Origin of the sequence: Euzebya pacifica, assembly GCF_003344865.1 — a bacterium.
Taxonomy (GTDB): domain Bacteria; phylum Actinomycetota; class Nitriliruptoria; order Euzebyales; family Euzebyaceae; genus Euzebya; species Euzebya pacifica.
Genome location: NZ_CP031165.1, coordinates 4,805,301 through 4,825,436 on the forward strand (window position 1 = coordinate 4,805,301; position 20,136 = coordinate 4,825,436).

17 protein-coding genes are annotated in these 20,136 nt (G+C 70.7%); 4 read left to right on the forward strand and 13 right to left on the reverse strand.

What is annotated here, in order from left to right; genetic code table 11:
• Nucleotides 1-69 precede the first annotated feature (69 nt).
• Nucleotides 70-2,577: a cell wall-binding repeat-containing protein gene (locus DVS28_RS20670; RefSeq protein WP_114593153.1), complete on the reverse strand. Its 2,508-nt coding sequence runs from the start codon at nucleotides 2,575-2,577 to the stop codon at nucleotides 70-72.
• Between the two features lie 153 nt (nucleotides 2,578-2,730).
• Between DVS28_RS20670 and DVS28_RS20675 the strand changes: the two genes are divergently transcribed.
• A complete protein-coding gene (locus DVS28_RS20675) occupies nucleotides 2,731-5,436 on the forward strand; it encodes a putative bifunctional diguanylate cyclase/phosphodiesterase (protein ID WP_164710836.1) in 2,706 nt (901 codons plus the stop codon).
• A gap of 134 nt (nucleotides 5,437-5,570) precedes the next feature.
• Here DVS28_RS20675 and DVS28_RS28630 read toward each other — a convergent pair whose 3' ends face one another.
• On the reverse strand, nucleotides 5,571-5,732 hold the full coding sequence (locus tag DVS28_RS28630) for a hypothetical protein (RefSeq protein ID WP_164710837.1): 162 nt from the start codon (nucleotides 5,730-5,732) through the stop codon (nucleotides 5,571-5,573).
• Nucleotides 5,733-6,096: 364 nt separating this feature from the next.
• Between DVS28_RS28630 and DVS28_RS30180 the strand changes: the two genes are divergently transcribed.
• Both DVS28_RS30180 and DVS28_RS20685 read left to right on the forward strand, forming a co-directional pair.
• Entirely contained in the window at nucleotides 6,097-6,228 is a 132-nt protein-coding gene (locus tag DVS28_RS30180) for a helix-turn-helix domain-containing protein (RefSeq protein WP_114594314.1), read from the forward strand.
• An 81-nt stretch (nucleotides 6,229-6,309) separates the two neighbouring features.
• Nucleotides 6,310-6,642 carry a hypothetical protein gene (locus DVS28_RS20685; protein WP_114593155.1) on the forward strand — a complete coding sequence of 111 codons (333 nt, stop codon included), beginning with the start codon at nucleotides 6,310-6,312 and terminating at the stop codon, nucleotides 6,640-6,642.
• Between the two features lie 49 nt (nucleotides 6,643-6,691).
• Here DVS28_RS20685 and DVS28_RS20690 read toward each other — a convergent pair whose 3' ends face one another.
• From DVS28_RS20690 to DVS28_RS20735, 10 genes are all read right to left on the reverse strand, one after another.
• The gene (locus DVS28_RS20690) at nucleotides 6,692-7,546 is read right to left on the reverse strand and encodes a 3-hydroxyacyl-CoA dehydrogenase family protein (RefSeq protein WP_114593156.1); all 855 of its coding nucleotides are present in this window, start codon (nucleotides 7,544-7,546) and stop codon (nucleotides 6,692-6,694) included.
• Nucleotides 7,547-7,586: 40 nt separating this feature from the next.
• Nucleotides 7,587-8,744 carry a thiolase C-terminal domain-containing protein gene (locus DVS28_RS20695; protein ID WP_216826190.1) on the reverse strand — a complete coding sequence of 386 codons (1,158 nt, stop codon included), beginning with the start codon at nucleotides 8,742-8,744 and terminating at the stop codon, nucleotides 7,587-7,589.
• 3 nt (nucleotides 8,745-8,747) lie between these two features.
• Nucleotides 8,748-10,292, reverse strand: coding sequence for a class I adenylate-forming enzyme family protein (locus tag DVS28_RS20700; RefSeq protein ID WP_164710838.1), 1,545 nt, complete (start codon nucleotides 10,290-10,292; stop codon nucleotides 8,748-8,750).
• Nucleotides 10,289-10,714, reverse strand: coding sequence for a Zn-ribbon domain-containing OB-fold protein (locus DVS28_RS20705; RefSeq protein WP_114593158.1), 426 nt, complete (start codon nucleotides 10,712-10,714; stop codon nucleotides 10,289-10,291). The genes DVS28_RS20700 and DVS28_RS20705 overlap by 4 nt, the downstream gene beginning before the upstream one ends.
• Nucleotides 10,711-11,577, reverse strand: coding sequence for a DNA polymerase Y subunit UmuC family protein (locus tag DVS28_RS20710; RefSeq protein WP_114594316.1), 867 nt, complete (start codon nucleotides 11,575-11,577; stop codon nucleotides 10,711-10,713). Before DVS28_RS20710 ends, DVS28_RS20705 begins: the two co-directional genes overlap by 4 nt.
• 301 nt (nucleotides 11,578-11,878) lie before the next feature.
• Complete coding sequence (locus DVS28_RS20715) at nucleotides 11,879-12,673, reverse strand: FadR/GntR family transcriptional regulator (protein WP_114593159.1); 795 nt, start codon at nucleotides 12,671-12,673, stop codon at nucleotides 11,879-11,881.
• 101 nt (nucleotides 12,674-12,774) lie between these two features.
• Nucleotides 12,775-13,953 (reverse strand): acyl-CoA dehydrogenase family protein, encoded by a 1,179-nt coding sequence (locus DVS28_RS20720; protein WP_114594317.1) that lies wholly within the window; start codon nucleotides 13,951-13,953, stop codon nucleotides 12,775-12,777.
• A gap of 170 nt (nucleotides 13,954-14,123) precedes the next feature.
• A complete protein-coding gene (locus DVS28_RS20725; protein ID WP_114593160.1) occupies nucleotides 14,124-14,738 on the reverse strand; it encodes a TetR/AcrR family transcriptional regulator in 615 nt (204 codons plus the stop codon).
• Nucleotides 14,739-14,743: 5 nt separating this feature from the next.
• Entirely contained in the window at nucleotides 14,744-16,291 is a 1,548-nt protein-coding gene (locus DVS28_RS20730) for an acyl-CoA carboxylase subunit beta (protein ID WP_164710839.1), read from the reverse strand.
• A 5-nt stretch (nucleotides 16,292-16,296) separates the two neighbouring features.
• The gene (locus tag DVS28_RS20735; RefSeq protein ID WP_114593162.1) at nucleotides 16,297-17,070 is read right to left on the reverse strand and encodes an enoyl-CoA hydratase/isomerase family protein; all 774 of its coding nucleotides are present in this window, start codon (nucleotides 17,068-17,070) and stop codon (nucleotides 16,297-16,299) included.
• A gap of 137 nt (nucleotides 17,071-17,207) precedes the next feature.
• Here DVS28_RS20735 and DVS28_RS20740 point away from each other — a divergent pair, with 137 nt between their 5' ends.
• Nucleotides 17,208-18,014, forward strand: coding sequence for an ester cyclase (locus DVS28_RS20740; protein ID WP_114593163.1), 807 nt, complete (start codon nucleotides 17,208-17,210; stop codon nucleotides 18,012-18,014).
• Nucleotide 18,015: 1 nt separating this feature from the next.
• Here DVS28_RS20740 and DVS28_RS20745 read toward each other — a convergent pair whose 3' ends face one another.
• Nucleotides 18,016-20,115, reverse strand: coding sequence for a 3-hydroxyacyl-CoA dehydrogenase NAD-binding domain-containing protein (locus DVS28_RS20745; RefSeq protein WP_114593164.1), 2,100 nt, complete (start codon nucleotides 20,113-20,115; stop codon nucleotides 18,016-18,018).
• Nucleotides 20,116-20,136 lie beyond the last annotated feature (21 nt).

Here is a 20,136-nt window from a genome sequence, read left to right on the forward strand (position 1 = left end):
AGAGGTCGGCCACACCGGAACCGAAGTTCCCTGACAGCAGAAGATCGGGAGGCGAGCCCGACGGAAGGGTCAGCGTCCCGGGGGGATCCACGAGACGTCGGTGATCGTGTCGCCCTCCACCGGCTCGAGGTGGATCCGCCACGACTCACCGCCATCGAGGACCTCGACCAGCCCGACGCCGCCGACGCCGGGGATGGCGATCTGCCCGTCCGGCCCCCACTCCGGTGAGGTGAAGGGCCCGGACGCCTCGATGCCGGCGTCGAGCAGGTCGATGACGACAACCTCGGTCAGGTCCAACCGGCTTATCACCAGGTCGGCCTCGGCGTCGTCGCCCTGTCCCGTGTAGCGGACGACCGCGAACAGCTCGCCGGCCGGGTCGAACGAGGGTGCGCTGAGCGCATCGGCATCCGACACGGACGCTGTCCGCTCGGTGGCTCCGGCGGACGCCGTGTCCATCAGGGTCAGCCCTGTCCCGTTGAGGCCGTCGAGGTCGAGCAGTCGCCCGGCCGGGGACAACGCGGGACGGAACCCGCCTGCCCGCAGCGGAAAGGCCCCGTTGCCGGGGAAGCCCACGGTTCGCTTGTCGCGATCCTCCGTGTCCTGGGCGTTGTCCCCGGCCCAGTAGACGAACGAGTCACCGTTGGCCGACCAGGCCTGGTCGTTGAGGAAGCCGTAGTTGCCGGTGTCGACCGGGGTGGCCTGCCCGTCGTCACTGCCGTCGGTGGCGATGGTCGCGACCTGTTCCTCCACCCCGGAGTCGATGAACTCCGACCAGGAGAAGGCGACCGTGCTGCCGTCCGGTGACACGCTCGGGTTGGTGACCGTGCCGCCGTCCGCACCCTCCCACAGCCGCGTCAGCGCCTCGGCCGGCACGGGACCCGAACCCGTCCCCGGTGGCATGGACAGAAGGGCTGGCACATCGTCGCCCCGGTCGTCGGTGGCGAGGAGGACGTGATGCAGCGGCGTGGAGTCGATGCGCCACACCGACGCCGGGACGACCCGTTCGACCGGCGGTGCGGCGACGGTGTCGGTGGTCTCGGAGAACGCGTAGACGCTGGTGTGCCCGTCGGCGACCGTGCCCGAGGCGATCAGCACGCCCGGTGGTGGTCCGTCACCGAGGATCACCGTGTGGCTGAAGACCACTTCGGACTCCTCGTCGTCGTACGTGACGACCATCTCGCCGTCCTGGACGGACACACATTCCGCGGTGTGGCTCCGCGCCAGGGACAGTCCGTAGAACTCGCCTCGTTCCGTCTCCCGTCTCGCCGCCTCGTCGGAGCAATCGAACCGCTCACCGTCGGCGCTGGATGTCGTGAGGTCGATGTACGGATCATCCACCAACAGCCGGTCGGACACGATGAAGCCGACGTGGCCGCCACGATCCAGCCGATCGGTCAGCGCACCGTCGGCATCGAGCATCGCGAACGACGCGAGTGCGCCGGACTCGGCCTGCGGCCCGCCACCGAGCAGAATCCTGAGGAGCAACGTGCCCGCGATCAGGCCGGCGACCGCACCACCCGCTCCCGGCCCTCCTCCGACGGTCGATGGAGGGATGAGCTGGCGCTGCTGTGGCCGGAAGCGCTCGGCCACCCGGTCCGGGAGGGGGCCCTGCGAGGGAACCAGCACGATCCGTGCGTCCCTGATGGCGGTCAACGACGCGAGCGGCAGGCCGGTGGCCCAGTCGTCGGCCGCCTCGGCGGTGGCCAGCACGGCCGGTCCGACGGCGCCGACCTCGGCGTCCCACGCCTCGGCGATCTCGATCGCGGTCTCGAACCGGCTGTCACCGGCGATCCGCTGGACCTCCAGACCCAGCGCACCGACCTCCGCCAGGACGTCGTCGCTGATGGCCGCCGTCCCACCGACTGCGACGACCCGTTCGTAGCCGCCGTCGGCGAGCTCGTCGCGGGTCGCGCCCGACAGGGTGTCGGTGGCCGTGATCAGGATGGGATGTCCGCTGCCGGCCGCCCACGCGCCGGCGGCGACGGAGTCGGCCCAGGCCTGCGTCGGGTTGTCCGGATCTGCGGGGAAGGCCCGCGCGAGGATCGCGGTCGTGCTGCCGGTGTCGGCTTCGTTGGCGACCGCGACGGCCGTGGCCGTCCGGTCGGCACCGGAGACCCGCCGGACCGTCAGGCCGGCGTCCGCCAGCGAGTTGGCAACGTCGACCCCGAGCGCCGCCTCGCCCCCGAGGAGCACCGCCGTGGTCGCCCCCAGCGCGGCGATGCGGTTGAGCACCGAGAGGGGAACCGGCCCGTCGGAGGGCACCAGCAGCAGCGGTGCCTCGCGACCCTGCAGCACCCCAGCCGCGAGGGAGTCCACGAACACGTCGTCCCGCGCGATGATCACCGTGTCGGCGCGCTCGAACGCCAGCCGGCTGATGGCCAGCGACACCGCGAGCGGGGTGTCCGCCGCTTCGGGAAGCACGAACACGCCAGGGAGCGTCATCGTGGTCCCGTCCTCCAGGACGACCTCGCCGTCGACGGGTTCGGCCACCACCGGCCCGTTCTCCTGAGCCGATGCGGGAACCGCCAGCAACGCGGCGACCACCCACACGATCGTCATCGCTGCCGTGCTGCGCATGAAGTCACCATCTGTAGTTAGGGAACTGCGCACCGCACCCTAGAGCATCTGTCACCGGTGATTCAGAGCCTCGTGTACTGACGGCACGAGATCCGGTCTCACCTTGTCGACCGGCGGCTAATGCTCTTTTCAGAGCAGCCGATCCGACACGGCGTGCAGACCCATAGTGAAGAACGCCATGACCTCCCGACCGCCACGACACCCGTGCGGTCCGGCCGCACCGGCCTCGTGCTGTGGGCGGTCGGCGCCGCATGCCTGCTGGGTGCGTTGCTGTGGCGCTCCGGACTCCCCGCCACACAGGTTCGGACGAGCTACGGACTGGCCATGGGAATCGGCGCGGCGGCGATCGCCGTGGGCGCCGTCCGGGCTCGTCTTCGCCGGGTTCCCCATGGGCGCGCGTGGCTGGCGTTCGGACTGGGGCTCGGTGCCGCCATGGGCGGCGGCGCGTGGGAGACGCTCGCGGTCCCCGAAGGGTCCCATCCCGGCTACCTCATCGTCCTGGCGGTTGGCGTGCCCCTCGTGGCCGGCTCGCTGCCGATCCTCATCGGCCTGTCGAGGGCACGACTGGACGGCGTGCTCGACAGCGTCCTGGTGGCCGGGGCGGGCATGCTCTGGGCATGGGAACTGCAGTTCCAGCCCACGACCACCGACGCGCTGGACAGGGCCCACCTGACCCCCCTTGCGTTCGTGGGGTTGTGCTCGGCCATGGCCACGGTCGCCCTGCTGACCGGCACGCACGGCCGCATCAGCCGTACCAGCTGGCTGATGTCGGCCGGATTCGGCATGCAGGCTGCCGCGATCGTGGTCCTGCCCGACACCCTTGCCGGCCGGCCGTACGCCCACTCCGGCCTGGGGACCGGGATGATGATCCTCGGTGTCCTGCCCCTGGTGGCAGCAGTGTGGGTCGCGGCTGCCAACCGCCCACAGGCCGTGACGCCACGACCTCGCGTCCTGCGGTGGTGGGCGCCAGCGGCCCTTGCGGTCGGCAGCTGGGTGCTGCAGACGGTCGTCGGCGACCACCTCGACGGGCTCCCGGGCGACCGGTTCGAGCAGGGCCTCACGGTCGTAGTCGGGACGACCCTCGTGACCCGCGTCGTCCTCATGGTGCGCTCCGAACAAGAAGCGATGGGGGCACTGGAGTCCCAGCGCCAACGACTCGAGACAATCCTCGGCGATGCACAGGACCATGTCCTGCTCGTCGACGAGGCATTCGTCGTGCGTGACCAGCTGACCTTCCCTGCCGCAGCCACTCCGGCCGCGCCCGAGGGCCTGACGGGTGTCTGCCTGCTCGACCGGCTCCACCCCGAGGACGCTGCGCTGATGCGCCGCGGCCGGCTCCTTGCCGCCGCCCAACCCGGAATCTCACACCGGCAGGAGCTCCGACTGGCCGACCCCGACCGTGTCGTCTGGATCGAGGGGACCATCGCCGACCACACCGACGACCCGCTGATCGGCTGCCTCGTCGTCACCTTCCGCGACATCACCGACCGTCGGCTGGCCGAGGACGAGCTGTTCCGACAGGCCAGGATCGACGAGCTCACCGACCTCCCGAACCGCAACGCCGTCCGGACCGAGGCGGAAACCCAGCTCCTCGGGGCCTCGGCCGCACATCCGGTTGCGCTGCTCTACGCGGACCTCGACCGACTCAAGGTGGTCAACGACAGCCTCGGCCACCACGTCGGCGACCAGGTCATCGTCGCGGTCGCCCGACGGTGGGCGCAGCTCATCGGCAACCGGGGCACGGTCGGGAGGGTGGGCGGCGACGAGTTCGTCATCGTCCTTCCCGACACCACCGACGTCGATCCGATGGCAACCGCGCAGCAGCTGATCGACGCCCTGGAGCAGCCACTGGACCTGCACGGTCTGGCGCTGACGGTGACCGCGAGCATCGGGGTGGCCACGGTCGTCGAGCCCTCCACGACTGTGGACGACGGACTCAGGGATGCCGACGCGGCGCTGTACGTCGCCAAGAACGACGGCGGCAACCGGGCCCGTGCGTTCGATCCGGCCATGCACGCAGCGGCGGTGGAACGACTCAGGCTGGAGCAGGAACTCAGGGTGGCGCTTCGCGACGGCACCATCGACATCCACTTGCAGCCGCTCGTCGACCTGCCCACCGAGACACCGGTGTCGTTCGAGGCGCTCGTCCGTTGGCATCTGGCCGACAGCGGGATGGTCCCGGCGGACCGGCTCATCGCGATGGCGGAGGAAACCGGGCTCATCGTGCCGCTCGGCGACCACGTGCTGCGTCGTGCGTGTGACGCCATGCATCGCATCCGGACCGAGGTCGGTCTGCCGATGAGCGTCGCCGTCAACACCTCGGTGATCCAGCTGCTGCAGCCCGCGTTCGTCTCCACCGTCCTCACCACGCTCGCCGAGACGAACCTCCCTGCCGAGGCGTTGGTCCTGGAGGTGACCGAGAGCCTCCTGCTCGACGAGGACGGGGTTGCCCTGTCCGCCCTCACCGCGCTGCGTCATGCCGGTGTCGGGGTCAGCCTCGACGACTTCGGGACCGGCTACTCCTCCCTCAGCCACCTCGGGACGTTCCCCCTGGACGAGCTCAAGCTCGACCGACGCCTGGTGGCGACGGCCAACGACAGCGTTGCTGGTGCTGCGGTGCTCGGTGGGATCGTCCGGATCGCGGAGACGATCGGTCTGCGGGTCGTGGCCGAAGGCCTTGAGGTTGCCGCCGATGCGCAGCGGGTGCGAGCGGCGGGGGTGCAGCTGGGTCAGGGCTGGCACTTCGCCCGGCCGATGCCCGTTGAGGACGCCGTCGCGTGGTTGCGGGCGCGGTTCCCTACTGCCCGCCGCGGACGCCATGTCGCCGACCTTGCTCCTGTCGCCGACGGTGGTGCCTGACGCCCTCCCCCTGGACCGAGGGCGAACTTCCCGATGCCGCCGTTCGAGCCCGACGTCGACCCGGCCGCGGTCGCGCATGCGGTCGCGTGTGCGGTCGCGTGTGCGGTCGCGTGTGCGGTCGCGTGTGCGGCGCCTCAGCCGAAGAGCAGGACGAGGGCGATGGCGATGATGACGCCGACTGTGCCGATGATGACGGCTGTGCGGGTCCGTGGGCGTCCCGACTCGGAGGTCGGGCGGTCGGTGTTCTGGGTCGGCCGGTCAGGCGGAAGCGGCGGCGTGTAGTTGAAGTTCTCCATGTCGGGTCATCCTGTCGGTGGTGCTGTCGGCGGTGTCGTGCATGGTAGGAGCATGGCGGGTTCGACGTTCTCGGAACGGGCATCCGGTCAGCCGACCGACGGCGACGCCGGCGCCGGCGCCGGCGAGGGTGGTCGCGATCGGCGTTCCCGCTGTGTGATGCCGGCTGCTACTTCCGTTCGTGGGGGTCGCCGTTAACGAGGCAGGAGTCGTGGCGCGGGCACGGAGGGTTGCGGACATGCGGGTTCCTTGCGTCGGCCCAGTCCGGACCGAAGTGCCCGCTGTGCATGAACGCCAACAAGGCCGGCGCCACGGTGTGCGGCAGCTGCGGCAGGGACCTGCAGCCGGCACACCTCTGAGGACGCTCTGACGAACCGGGAGATCGCCGGGACCCTCTTCGTCACGCGCAAGACCGTCGAGGTCCACCTGTCGGCGACCTACCGGAAGCTCGACATCGCGTCGCGGACAGAGCTGCCGGCGGCGCTGGATCCCCAATGACTGGGGTGGGTCCCTGATGCGACCAGCCGGGCAAATGCGGTGGGCTGTCGGCCACCAGCACCACGACAGAGAGGACCTGCCATGTCCACGATGATCCCAAGCCAGCCCGCGCCCACGACGACACGTCGGATCACCACGACCCGTCGGCTCGCCGCCGGACTGGTCGCCCTGCTCCTGCTCGGCACCGCATGCGGTGGCGGCGCCGACGGGGACCAACGCCAGGCCATCGTCGATGCCCTGACCGAAGGTGGCGCAGTGACCGACGGCCAGGCGGAGTGCGTGGTCGACGGGCTCTACGAGGAGCTCGACGCCGACACGGTCAACGCCCTGGATCCCACCCAGGACGAGATCGACGACCCCGAGGTCGCCGACGTCCTGCAGGAAGCCTTCCTGGAGTGCACGAGCGAGGGATGACCGGGGAAGGGGCCGCGCAGCTGGTGGCCGCCATCCAGCAGCTGCTGGTTCAGCGTTCGCCGTAGTCGTAGAACCCCTTGCCGGCCTTCCTTCCGAGGTGGCCGGCGGCAACCATGTTGCGCAGGCCCACGGTGGGACGGAAGCGGTCACCGTGGGCCTCCGCGAGGGACTCGACGGCATGCAGGTAGGTGTCCAGGCCGTTGAAGTCACCCAGCTCCAGCGGGCCCATCGGGAAGTTGAACCCCAGCTTCATCGCCGTGTCGATGTCCTCGGCGGTGGCCACCCCCTCCTCCAGCATGCGCAGGCATTCCATCCGCAGGATCGCGTAGGCGCGGGAGGTGATGAACCCCGGGCTGTCCTTGCGGCAGACCACGACCGTCTTGCCCAACCCCTCGGCGAACGACTGCGCCCGCTGCAGCGCCTCGTCACCGGTCGCCAGGCCCCGGACCAGCTCGCACAGCTTCATCAGCACCGGCGGGTTGAAGAAGTGCATGCCGACCAGCCGGTCGGCCGCATCCCCCAGCGCTGCGCCGATGGAGGTGATCGACAGCTGGGAGGTGTTGGTGCCGATCAGCGCGTCGGCCGGGGCGGCGGCCACCGCGGCGGTCAGGACCTCCTGCTTGAGGGCCAGCACCTCGGGCACCGCCTCGACCACGACGTCGACGTCAGCCACCGACCCGGCCAGGTCGGTGGTCCAGGTCAGGCGACCACGGACGGCGTCGGCTTCCTCCGCCGTCATCCGGCCCTTCTCCACCAGCTTGCCCAGCGAGAACTCGACGGCCTTCCGGCCACGGTCCAGCGCCGCGTCGTCGATGTCGCGGACTGCCACGTCGTGGCCGGCCATCGCCGACAGCTGGGCGATCCCGCTGCCCATGATCCCGGCTCCCAGCACTGCGACCTTCATCGGTTGTTCCGTTCCTCGTTGGTGGTCCATCGGTGGTTGCTCACGCCCCCAGCAGGAGCGTGTTGTGGTACTGCGCGCCGGATCCGGCCCCGGTGACCAGGGCCACCTCGGCGTCGGTGACCTGCCGCTCGCCCGCCTCGCCTCGCAGCTGGTGCACGGCCTCGACGACCTTCAGCGTCGGGCCGCCCCAGCCGATGTGGCTGTAGGAAAGCAGGCCCCCGTCGGGGTTGACCGGCACGGGCGACCCCTCGCCGATGCCGACGTCGTGGACGTAGGCAGGCGCCTCACCCGGGGGGCAGAGGCCGGCGACCTCCAGCTGGCGGAGGATCTCGAAGCTGTTGATGTCGTACAGCAGCGCAACATCGACGTCGGTCGGGTCCACCCCGGCCATGCGGCGGGCGTCGGCGGCGGCATCGCGCCCGACGGTCCACACCTCTTCGTGGCGAGCAGGGTCGACGTACTGCTGGCGGTGCCACTCGCTGGCCCCGCCCAGCACCCGAACCGGTGCCCGCGTGTCGGCGGCCCGGTCGGCGGAGGTGATGACCATCGCCGCCGCACCCTCGGTGGCCAGGCACAGGTCGAGGAGGGTCAGCGGCGAGGCGATCATCGGCGCGCCGAGCACGTCCTCGGCGGTGTGGGGCCCCTTGCCGAACATGACCGCGTCCGGATTGGCGTGCCCGCGGTTTCGCACCGCCGCGGCGGCCTCGGCGGCCCCCTGCCGGTAGTCGGGATGCAGGTGGAGCTGGCGCTGGGCGACCATCGCGAAGTGCACGGCCGTGAAGGCACCCCACGGGGCGACGAACTCGTTGTCGGGCCGGGTGTAGGCCGCCACCGCCCCGCCCGAGCGGATCGCGGCCTGCCCACCGACCACCAGCACGGTGTGGCACAGGCCCGCGGCGATCGCAGCGGCGGCGTCGAGCACGGCTGGCACCCCCTGCGGGTAGGTGTCCTGCACCCATCGCAGCGGATGGCCGAGCAGCGACGTCCAGTCCACCGAGCCGGGGTGCATGACCGTCCCACCGGGACCGGGCCATCGACCGGCGATGCCGTCGACGTCGGCCGGGGTCAACCCTGCGTCGGCCAGGGCGCCCATCGCTGCCTCGAGGCAGGCCGACAGGGCCGTCCGGTCCAGCTGCTTGGCCTGTGCGGTGGCGTGCACGCCCACCACTCGGGCCTGTTGGAGGGGGCTGATGGTCACGGCCTAGACCTGCCGGTCAGTGGACCAGCGGGCGCTGCGGAGGCTGGCCTTGTCGATCTTGCCGACGGCGTTCTTGGGCAGGCTGTCGACGCGGACGACGGTCTCGGGGACCTTCAGCGACGACAACCCCTCCTGCGTGCACCAGGTCTGCAGGTCGGGCAGGTCGACGGTGTCGCTGCGAAGTGCGACCACGGCCTCGATCGCCTCGCCCCAGCGCTCGTCGGGGACGCCGATGACGGCGACCTCCAGCACGTCGGGGTGCCGGTGGATGACGGCCTCGACCTCGCTCGGGGCGATGTTGTAGCCGCCCCGGATGATGATGTCCTTGACCCGGTCGACGATGTAGAGGAACCCGTCGGCGTCGACGGTGGCGATGTCGCCGGAGCGGACCCATCCGTCGACCAGCGTCTGGGCGGTCCGCTCGGGCTCGCCGTAGTAGCCCTTCATCATGTAGGGGGCGGCGAAGATGACCTCGCCCCGTTCGCCGGTGTCGACGTCGCGGCCGTCGGCGTCGACGACGCGCACGTCCATCAGGTAGGAGGACTGGCCGGCCGACCCGAACAGCTCGGGGCGGCCGTCGAGGGCGGCCAGGTGGTCGGCCTTGCGCAGCATGGTGCCGATGGAGGCGACCTCGGCCATGCCGTAGAGCTGCACGAAGATCGGGCCGAACCGCTCGACCAGCGCTCGGGCCTTGTCCGGGGCCATGGGGGCGGCGCCGTAGCCGACGGTGACCAGCCCGTCCAGCGCCGTCGAGCCTGCGGGGATGCGGTCGAGCAGCCGGTACAGCTGGGTGGGGACGAGGTAGGTGTGGGTGGCCCGGTGGTGGGCGACGGCGTCGACGAACGATTGCGGGTCGAAGCCGCGGCTGTCGACGAGCCCGACGGCGGCGCCGACCATCATGCAGGGCACCAGGGTGATGTTGACCGAGGAGTTGTGCGGGATGGCGACCAGGTACCGGCTGGTGTGGTCGATCTCGTACTCCATGCACGCGACCGGCGCGTGCTGCATGACGCGGGAGTGGTCGAACCACACCCCCTTGGGGGTGCCGGTCGTGCCGCTGGTGTAGACGATGCAGAACTCGTCCTCGGGCCGGACCTCGTGCAGCGTGGCCGGGTCGGTCGTGGCGGCGCGGTCACGCCTTGCGGCCCATCCCTCCTGCCCGGGGTCGTCGAGCTCCAGCACGGGGATGCCGGCGGGGTCGGCGACCTCGTGGGCCAGGTCGGCCAGGTCGGCGGAGGCGATGATCACCGACGGTTCGGCGTTGCCGAGGATGTGGGAGAGGTCGGTGGCGGACAGCCGGAAGTTGAGGCCGACGTAGACCATGCCGGCCTTGGCGACGCCGGCCAGGACCTCGCAGACCTCGAGCCGGTTGGGGGCGAGGAGGGCGACCCGGTCGCCGCGGTCGACGCCCATGTCGGCCAGCAGGTGGGCGACCTGGTTGGAGCGGCGGTCCAGCTCGACCCAGGTCAGCTCGCCGGTGTCGTCGAAGGCGGCGACCCGGTCGGGGTACCGGCGGGCGGAGCGGGTGACGGTGAGGCCGACGTTCATGCCGGCGCCCCCTCGCCGTGGTGCAGGTCGACATTCGGGGTCGGGGTGAAGACGGGCAGACGGCGTCCGTCCCGGTCCTCCCATGCCACGGTGACGCGCTGGCCGATGTACACCTCGGCCGGATCGCAGCCGACGATGTTGGTCATCAGGTGCCAGCCCTCGTCGAGGTCGACGATCGCCACGACGTAGGGGACGTCACGGTCGCCGGTCGGCGAGCGGTGGACGACGGAGTGGCTGTACACCGTCCCGAGCCCGTCGCTGCGCTGCCAGGTCAACGCCTCGGACTGGCAGGCGGGGCAGGCGATGCGGGGGGTGAAGAGGTTGAGCGCGCAGTTGTCGCAGACCTGGCGAACCAGCTGCCGGTCGGCCGCACCACTCCAGAACGGTTCGGTGAGGGGCGAGGGGGTCGGGAGGCCGATCACGACGTCGGGACCTCGGCCAGCAGCAGATGGGCGGCCTGCTTGGCGGGCATGCCGACCTCGACGCCGCGGCGGCGGGCCGGTTCGTTGCAGGCGGCGATGATGCCGTCGACATAGCTGGACTGGGCGTCGCCGATGGCGGCGGTCATGGCCGAGACGCTGGCACCGGCAAGGCCGTGCTCCTCCACAATCGCCAAACCGGCGGTGCCCGAGTCGTTCTTGGCGCCTCCACCGTCGGAGCAGATGAAGCCCCACGGCCGGAACTCCAGCAGGAAGGAGGCGCCCGACCGGCCGGTGTGGCCGGCGGTGACCAGGACGTTGCGGTCACGGTCCTCGGGCCGGGCGAAGATGATGGAGTCGGTGACGACGACCTGGCGGCCGGTGGGTGAGGTCTCCACGACCTCCCGGCGGACCTTGGTGCCGACCTCGGTGTCGCTCGGGTCGGTGGCCAGCAGGCGGCGGGCGGCCTCGGCGACCGGCATGCCCGGGGAGACCCCGCACTGTTCGGCGAGGATGTTGACCCGGCTGACGACCCCCTCGTCGTGGAGGTCCTGCCCGTTGCCGAGCTCGGCGGTGGCCCCGTCAGCGGCGACGGCGGGGATGCCGAGGGCTTCGAGGTAGTACAGCCCCTGGATGCCCGCGGCGTCCTTGCCGATCCCCCCGTCGTGCCCGATGACCGCTCGCGGGCGGTGGGGGGCCATCAACCGCGCGGGCAGCACCCCGATGTAGGACGCGGCGACGACCACGTCGTGGTCGGTGTTGCTCGCGTCGACGTAGCGGGCGGAGTCCATCGTGACGACGCGCCGGCCCCCCTCCTCGACCACGACCTCCTGCGGATGCGGCTCGGACTCCAGCAGGTCACCCATGACGCTCTCCTCCACACGACTCGACGATCACATCGCCAAGCGTAGAGGATATTCATGCGCATGGATAACCCGAACCCAGCGTTGGATCGGAGTGTGCTTCAAACCCCAGTGGACAGAGCTCCACCGCCGCAGGGCGCCGACGACTCCGTGGGGGCTCCCGCAGTGCCCCGATGCGAAGCGAGGGGTCGAGGAAGCCGCCGCGGATCGTCGGCCACCAGCCCGAGGACCGTCCGAGCGGAGCGAGGACCAGCAACGGAGCCCGAGGACCAGACGAGCGAAGCGAGGACCAACAAACAACGCATCACGCGCCGCCGAAATGCTCCCAGGACAGCTTGTGGGTCAGGACGTTGCTGTAGCGCTTCTCGAAGTAGACGAGGGTGTCGTCCATGTGGGCCTTCATCGCCGCTTCGCTGGCGTCGGGGTCGGCGGCCGCGACGGCGTCGGCGATGGCCTGGTGCGCCTCGAGGACGGCCTTGCGGAACCGCAGTGGGTAGTCGATGCCGAGCACGGTGCCGTCGGTGATCCAGTGCAACGAGTTGATCAGGTAGCCGAAGATCGGGTTGCCCGATCCCCAGGCGATCAGGTCGTGGAACTGCCGGTTCTCGTCGAGGAAGGTGTCCCAGTCCGAGAGGTTGGCGCCCATCCGCTCGACGGATTCCTGCAGCGCCTCGACCGTGTGGGCGTCGTCGGCGCTGGCGGCCAGGCGGGCGGTCATGGGCTCCAGGCCCTGCCGTGCCTCGATGACCGACCGGAACTCCGTCCCCGCGAACTGCATGAGCAGGGCGAAGGTCGAGGCCAGGTGGCGTGAGTCGGGGGTGGCCACCAGCGGCCCACCCTTGGGGCCGGTCTTGATGGTCAGCACGCCCTGCAGCTCGAGGTAGCGCAGCGCCTCGCGCATGGTGCCGCGGCCGACGTTGAAGTCCTCCATGAGCACCCGCTCGGGCGGCAGCGAGTCGCCCTCGCCGAGCTGCTCGGCGGTGATCCGGTCGACGATGCCGGCGGCGACGATCGTGGCGGTCTTCTGTGGACGGCTGCGGCTGACGCTCCGGGGGGTGACGTCCAGACGTCGCCCGTCCTTGTCCCGCACTCCAGCCATCCCCGAACCCTTCGTTCGCCTATTCAGTCGGTTTATCACCCTCAACGTAACCGCTGGACCCGCCAACCCGTCGACGGTATTGCGAACGACTGTCAGCAGGCTCAGCTGCGCTGGTCGAACCGCCGGCCCAGGTACTGGGAGATGATCCGCGTGCGCTGGATGGTGGGTGTGCCCCCGCCGAGCGCCCAGCCGTGGGCGTCTCGGTGGTGCCGTTCGACGTGGTAATCCGGGTGATAACCGTACCCGCCGTGCAGCATCACAGCCTTGTCCGACACGCCCTTGGCCATCTCGTTGGAGAAGCACTTGGCCATCGACGCCTGGAGCGGGTCCGGGGTGCCCCGACCGGCTGCAGCGGCAGCCCGCCAGATCAGCAGCCTGGCCGCCTCGACCTGCAGGATCATGTCCGCCAGCTGCTCCTGGACGGTCTGGAACTCGATGATCGGCTTGCCGAACTGGTGCCGTTCCTGGACGTAGGCGGCGGTGCGGTCCACGCAGGCCTGCCCGATCGCGAGGCTCATGGTGGAGTTGCCCAGCCGCTCGATGGAGAACGCTTCGAACAGCTGCTTGAACCCACCGGCGGGGATGATCAGGTTCTCGGCGGGCACGCGGACGTTGTCGAGGAACATGTCGGCCGACGGAATGCCGCGGAACCCCATCATCTGCTCCTGCGGACCGAAGGTCAGCCCCTCGGTGTCGGCGTCGACCAGCACCGCGCCGATCCCCCGTGCACCGGGGTTGTCGTCGAGGCGGACGTAGATCAGGTACTGCTCGGCGTGGCCGGCGCCGGAGCACCAGCGCTTCATGCCCTCCACCACGTAGTGGTCGCCGTCCCGGCGGGCGGTGGTGGTCAGGTCGGTGGCGGCCGATCCGGCGTCCGGCTCGGAGATGGAGACGGCAAGGGTCGACTCGCCACGGACGATCGGCGGGAGGATCCGCTGCTTCTGCTCCTCGGTGCCGAACAGCTCGATGACCCGGGTCGGGCCGGTGTTGGCCTCGAAGACCTGGAAGGCGACGATCTGGTTGCGCTTGGCGATCTCCTCCACCACCAGGAGGGCGTCGAGCAGGTCACCACCCGCACCGCCGTAGGCCTCGGGGATGGCGATGCCCAGCAGCCCGAGCTCGGCCAGCCGCTTGCGCTCGACATCGGGGAGGAACGTGGCGTTGCGGTCCCACTCCAGCGCCACGTCGGCCCAGTGCTCGTCGGCCACCCGGGCCGCCATGTCCCGCAGGGCCTCCTGCTCCTCGGTCAAGGTGAAGTCGATCACGGTTCGCCCGTCCATCTCCGACGCCGACCAGCGGCGCCTCGCTGTGGCGTCGCCGACGCCGCTCATAAAGGGTATTCATGAGCATAGATGACCGGCATCGATCCAGCCAGCGCGACGCCGGCCGAAACGACGATCGGGCGGGCCCGCGATGGGCCCGCCCGATGGGGGATTCGTCTGGCGTGGACTCAGGACCGGTAACCCTCGAGCAGGAGGGTGGCGATCTGTTCGGCGACCTCGTCGGTGGTCATGCTGCCGTTGGGGTCGAACCAGCGGTGCGCCCAGATCGACGCACCCAGCAGGGTGGCGGTGGCCACGGCCGGGTCGACGTCGGTGAACTCGCCCGCTTCGACACCGTCGATGTAGATCTGTCGGGCGACACGGGTGTACTCGCGCTCGCGGTCGCGGATGGCCTCTTCGCGTTCGGCCGACAGCAGCCCACGTTCGTTGTAGAAGACGCTGTTGGCGTCGAGGTTCTCCAGGATCACCCGGGTGTTCTCCACCAGCAGGTCGTGCATCTTCTCCGTGGGCGACAGGTCGGTGGCAGCGACCGCCTCCATCCGCTCCAGCCCGCTGTCGACGATCTCGTCGACGATGGCGAAGAGGATGTCCTCCTTGGACTTGAAGTAGTAGTAGATCGCCGGCTTGGTGAAGCCGATCCGATCCGCGATGTCGTCCAGCGAGGTGGCGTGGTAGCCCTTCTCGCGGAACAGCTCGGTCGACACGTCGATGATCTGCGCCTTGCGCCCCGTGCGCTTGCGCTTGTCGACCTTGCCCGCGGCTGTCTTCGTCGTCGTCGCCATCCTGGTTATCCCACTCCGTCCCGGTCGCCCCACCCGAACTCGATTCCCGTGAGGATGACCGAGCGCGTGTCTCTGGGGTCGATGATGTCATCCACGAACGTGTGCGCCGCGGATTCCCATGCAGCGGACTCGTCGATCCACTCCTGGGTCAGCTCCATCTCGAGCTTGTCGCGCGCCTCGCGACCACCGTCGGCCTCGGCCTGCTCGAGCATCCGCCGGTTGACGGTGACCACGCCGGTCTCGGGGGCCATGAAGCCCAGCTCCGCGATCGGCCAGCAGACCAAGAGGTCGGGGAGGGTCGGCCGTCCGCCCATGGCGTAGTGGCCGCCACCGAAGGCCTTGCGGACCACGACGGCGACGTGCGGCACCTTGGTGCGGGCCAGTCGTGCCACCAGCCGCTCGTACCACTGCACGATCCCCTGCCGTTCGGCCTGGATGCCGATCATCAGGCCGGGCACGTCCTGCAGGAACACCAGCGGCAAGTTGAACGTGTCGCACATGTCGATGAAGTTGTGCGCCTTCTCCAGCGCCCGCGCGTCCAGCGCACCGGCGCCGTGGCGAGGGTTGTTGGCGATGATGCCGACGGCCTGCCCCTCCATGCGGACGAACGCGGTGATCAGCGCCTTGCCGGCCTCCGGACGCCACGGCAGGAAGGTGTCGGCATCCACGATCGCGTCGATGACGTCGTGCATGTCGTAGGCCTGCTTGGGGTTGGTCGGCACCACGTCCAGCAGGGTCTCGCGGTCCAGGCGCGGCTCGACCGCCGGGGCCCGCGGGGCGGGACGAGCGGCGTTGTTGGGCAGGTAGGACAGGTAGGCAGCGATGGCGTCGAACGCCTCGTCCTCGGTGGGGACGACGAGGTGGGCGGTCCCGATCTCCTGGGCGTGCTCGGGGCCGCCGAGCTCCTGGTCGGTGACCTTCTCGCCGATGGCGGACTCCACCACCGACGGGCCGGACAAGGCGATGGAGGACGTCTCGGTCATCACGATGATGTGGGCGGTGCCGGCGTGCAGCGCCGAGTCGCCGTAGCCCGGGCCGAGCACCGCGGCGATACGCGGGATCTCCGGGAAGCCCTCCGGGGTCTGCAGGAAGGAGGAGAAGTCGAACGGCAGGCCCGAGAACCGCCAGCCCATCACGTCGGGGATCCGGCCGCCGTCGGCGTCGCACAGCAGGATCAGCGGCAGGCCCTTGGTGGCGGCGTAGGCGGCGATGCGGCCCTGCTTGCGCATGCTGATCGGTGCGGTCGTCCCGGCCAGTGTGGTGGCGTCGATGCCGATGAGGCAGACCTTGCGCCCGTCGATGCGACCGAAGCCGGTGACGCAGCCATCGCCCGGTATCGGCTTGTCCTTGCGCAGCTCCGGCTCGGCGAGCATGCCGATCTCGTAGAAGCTGCCCTCGTCGAGCACACCGGCGATGCGTTCGCGAACGGTCAGGCGGCCGCTGTCGTGGTGGCGCTGCACCTTCTCGGGGCCACCCATCGCCAGGGCGATGTCGCGGCGCTTCTGCAGCTCCTCGAGCCGCTCGTGCATCGTCGGGGGGGTCGGTCGGTCCACGGTGTTCACCTGTCGCGGAAGGCGGGCTGGCGACGCTCGACGAATGCGGCGACCCCTTCCCGCTGGTCGTCAGTGCTGTGCAGCAGGGCGGTGGCCTCGACGGAGTAGTCGTAGCCCTCCGCCGAACCACGGTTGAGGATGGACTTGGCCACGCGCAGGGCGGTGGCGGGCTTCTGGGCGGCCTGGCGGGCAAGCCGCATGGCCTCCTCCACGTGCTGGCCCTCCTCGGTCACGGTGGTGACGAGGCCGGCGAGCCGGGCGTCGTCGGCGCCGAGCTTGGTACCGGTGAAGATCATCAGCTTGAGCCAGTGGAGGTTGGTGTTGGCGTGCCCACGGACCACGCCGAGGCCGGGCATCAACCCGACGGCGGCCTCGGGGGTGCCGAAGCGGGCGGTGGTGTCGCAGACGACGAGGTCGGTGACCATCGTCAGCTCGCAGCCGCCGCCGAGGGCGTAGCCGTGGACCGCCGCGATCGTGGGCTTGGGGAAGACCTCCCACGCCCGGTAGGCGGCCATGGCCAGCTGCTGGTAGCGACGGCGGGCAGGGATGTCGCCCAGCTCGCCGAACCCGTCGATGTCACCGCCGGCACAGAAGTTGTCCCCCGCGCCGCGAACGACCAGCGCCCGGACGGCATCGTCGGCCTCGGCGTCGTCGAGCAGCCGGACCACGTCGGTCCAGAACTCGTGGGTCAGCGCGTTCAGCTTCTCGGGACGGTCGAGCGTGACGACGCAGACGCCGTCCTCCACCCCCACGCTGAGCATGCCGTAGCTGTTGTCCAACTCGTGCCTCCTGCGGCCCCGTATTCGGCTCTGGTTCCGGGCCGGAACAATTGATTACTTAACAGTAGGTCAATACGGTTGGGAGGTCAACGCGTGCCCCCTTCGCAGGGGCCGTCGCCACCCTCGAGGAGCCCCTGATGGAACCGTTCGTCGCGCTGATGCGCCGGTACTGCATCGACTACACCAGCGTCCACGACCAGTCGGTCACCGCCGACCTGATGCGCGAGGACTACCGGGTCGTGATCTCGGGCCGGACGCTGGACATGCCGACCTACACCGAGGCGGTCTCCGCGGCGTTCGCCCGCTACCCCACCCTCGTGCTGACGGTGCACGACATGATCCTGTCGGGCCACCGGCTGGCGATGCGGTTCAGCGAGCACGGTGCGCCTGTCGGCGAGCCGGGGGCGCTGGCGGTGTGGCCGGGTATCTCCACCTACGAGTGGGACGGCGAGCGGCTGCAGATCTGCCGGGTGGAGCAGGACTTCCAGGGGCGCGACGAGCAGTCGACGGGGTCGTTCACCGCTCCGCTCGAGGCGGGGCATCCCGACCCGTGGGCCACGACGGTGGACACCCCCGCTGACCCGGCGACCGAGCAGGCGGTGCGGGCGTGGCTCGACGGGCTGGCCGCCGACGCCGTGTCTGCCCTGTCCACGGACGGCGTTCGGCTGATGGAGACCGGCAACGGGGCGGCGGTGCTGGAGGGCCTGTCGGTGGAGGTCGACGACCTGTTCACCGCCGGCGACCGGGCTGCGGCCGCGGTGACCCTGCGAGGCACCTACGCCGGCGGCCTGCCGGGTGTCCCGGCCGAGGCCGTAGGGCTGGAGGGCCGCATGCAGGCCACCCTGATGGCCCGCGTGGCCGACGGGGCCGTGACCGAGCTGGAGATGGTCCGCGACCGCTGGGGTCTGGTCCGCCGACTCCGCAAGGCCCTCGCAGCGGGGTAGGTCAGCCGCGGTCGGCGAACGGGGCAGGGCGGCGGGGGAGGTCGGCCAGGCGGCCGCCCTCGGTGGCCAGGCGGCGCAGCTCGGGGCCGGGTTCGAAGGCCTCGCCAAGCGCGTCGCAGCGGGCGACGATCTCGGCGGCACCGACCTCGTCGGCCCAGTGGAAGGGGCCGCCGAGCAGGCGGGGGAACCCGATGCCCAGGACCGCGGCCACGTCACCGTCGTCGGGATGGCAGATGGTGCCGTCGGCGTCGCAGCGCCAGCACTCCGTCGCGAAGGCCAGCAGCAGCCGCTCACCGACCACCGTCGGGTCGACCTCGACAGGGGATACGCCGAGGATGCCCAGCACCTCGGGGTTGGCGCCGACGCGCTGCCCGTCCTCGTAGGTGTAGAAGCCTCGGCCCTGCCGGCGCCCTTCGACGCCCCCGGCCATCAGGGTCTCCAGCGCCTTGCGCACACCGGCGACGTCGAGCCGGTCGGCCATGACGGGCTCGGCGACCTGGGTGATGGATGCCTGCACCACGAGGTTGAGGGTGGCCTCGTCGGTGGCCAGCAGCGGCCCGACGGGGAACCCGACCGCCCGCGCGGCCGAGTCGATCGTCGTCACGTCGACGCCGTCGCGCAGCAGTCGGATGCCCTCGGCCAGCCAGCGGGCGTACACGCGGGAGGTCATGAAGCCCGGCGCGTCGCCGACGACGACCGGCACCTTGCCCAGCCGACGGCCGAGCGCCGCCGCCCGCTGCGTGGTCTCCACGGCCGTCCCGGCGTGTGGGATCAGCTCGACCAGCGGCATCCGCTCGACCGGTGAGAAGAAGTGCATCCCGAGGAAACGCTCGGGGTGGGTGACCGAGGCGGCCAGCGACGCGATCGGGATGGCGGAGGTGTTGCTGGCGATCAGCGTGTCGTCGGCCACGGCACCACACAGGTCGCGCAGCACCTCGTCCTTGATCTCGGGCAGCTCGAAGACGGCCTCGACGACGGCGTCGACCTGGTCGAACCCCTCCCACGTGGTGGTGTCGGCCCAGCGGTCCACCCGCGGGTCCGTTCCCTTCGCCGGGGCGGTACGGGACAGGACCTTGTCGCGGTAGGCGCGTGCGCGACCCAGGGAATCCTCGGCCACGTCCCGGACGATCGCGTCCAGGTCTCGGCTGACGGCGGTGGAGGCGATGCCGGCGCCCATCTGCCCGCCGCCGACGACGCCGAGCCGCCCCACGGGTGCCCCACCTCCGCGGCTGCGTCGCTTGACGTCGTCCTGCGCGCTGAACAGGTGCAGGGCTGCCCGTGACTCCGCCGAGCGGAGGAGGGAGAGGAACCCCGCGCGTTCGGCCGCCAGACCGGCGTCGAACCCGTCGACCACGCCGGCGGCGACGACGTCGAGGATCGTGGCGGCCGCGGTGGACAGGCCACGTCGCGACCCCACGAGCGCCTCCCGGGTGGACTCCACGAGCGCCGCGTCCCCCTCCTCCACGGAGGGTTCGTCGACCAGGTCGGTGCCGACCAACGAGGCAGCAAGCTCGACCGCGGCGTCGACCAGCCCGTCTGCGGGCACGACCCGAGCGATCAGGCCCGCAGCGTCCTCCACGGCGACCGGCTTGCCGGAGGTCAGCATGTCCAGCGCACGGTCCAGCGGCACGAAGCGGCGCAGCATCTGCGTGCCGCCACCACCTGGCAGCAGGGACAGGCCGACCTCGGGCAGACCCACCTGGGCGCCCGGGACCGCCACGATGGCGTGGCCGGCGAGCGCCAGCTCGAACGCGCCGCCGAAGGCCGAGCCGTTGATGGCGGTGACCATCGGGGTGGTGCCGCGCGCGATGCGGGCCATCAGCTCGTGGACCCCGGCGAGGAAGTCCTCGGCGTTGTCGCTGGCCGCGAGCTCGGGCAGCCAACCGATGTCGGCGCCGGCACCGAACGATCCGTCCTTGCCCGAGGCCAGCACGAACGCATCGACGGCCTCGTCGGCCAGGACGGCGTCGATCTGACGGCGGAGGTCACCGAGCAGCGCCTCGTCCACGACGTTCATCGACTTGTCGGGCCGATCCATGACCAGCACCGCGATGCGACGCTGCCCCTCGACGCGGTCGGTGCGGCTGACGATCTCGGACATGGCGTGGCTCCCCTTGATGGT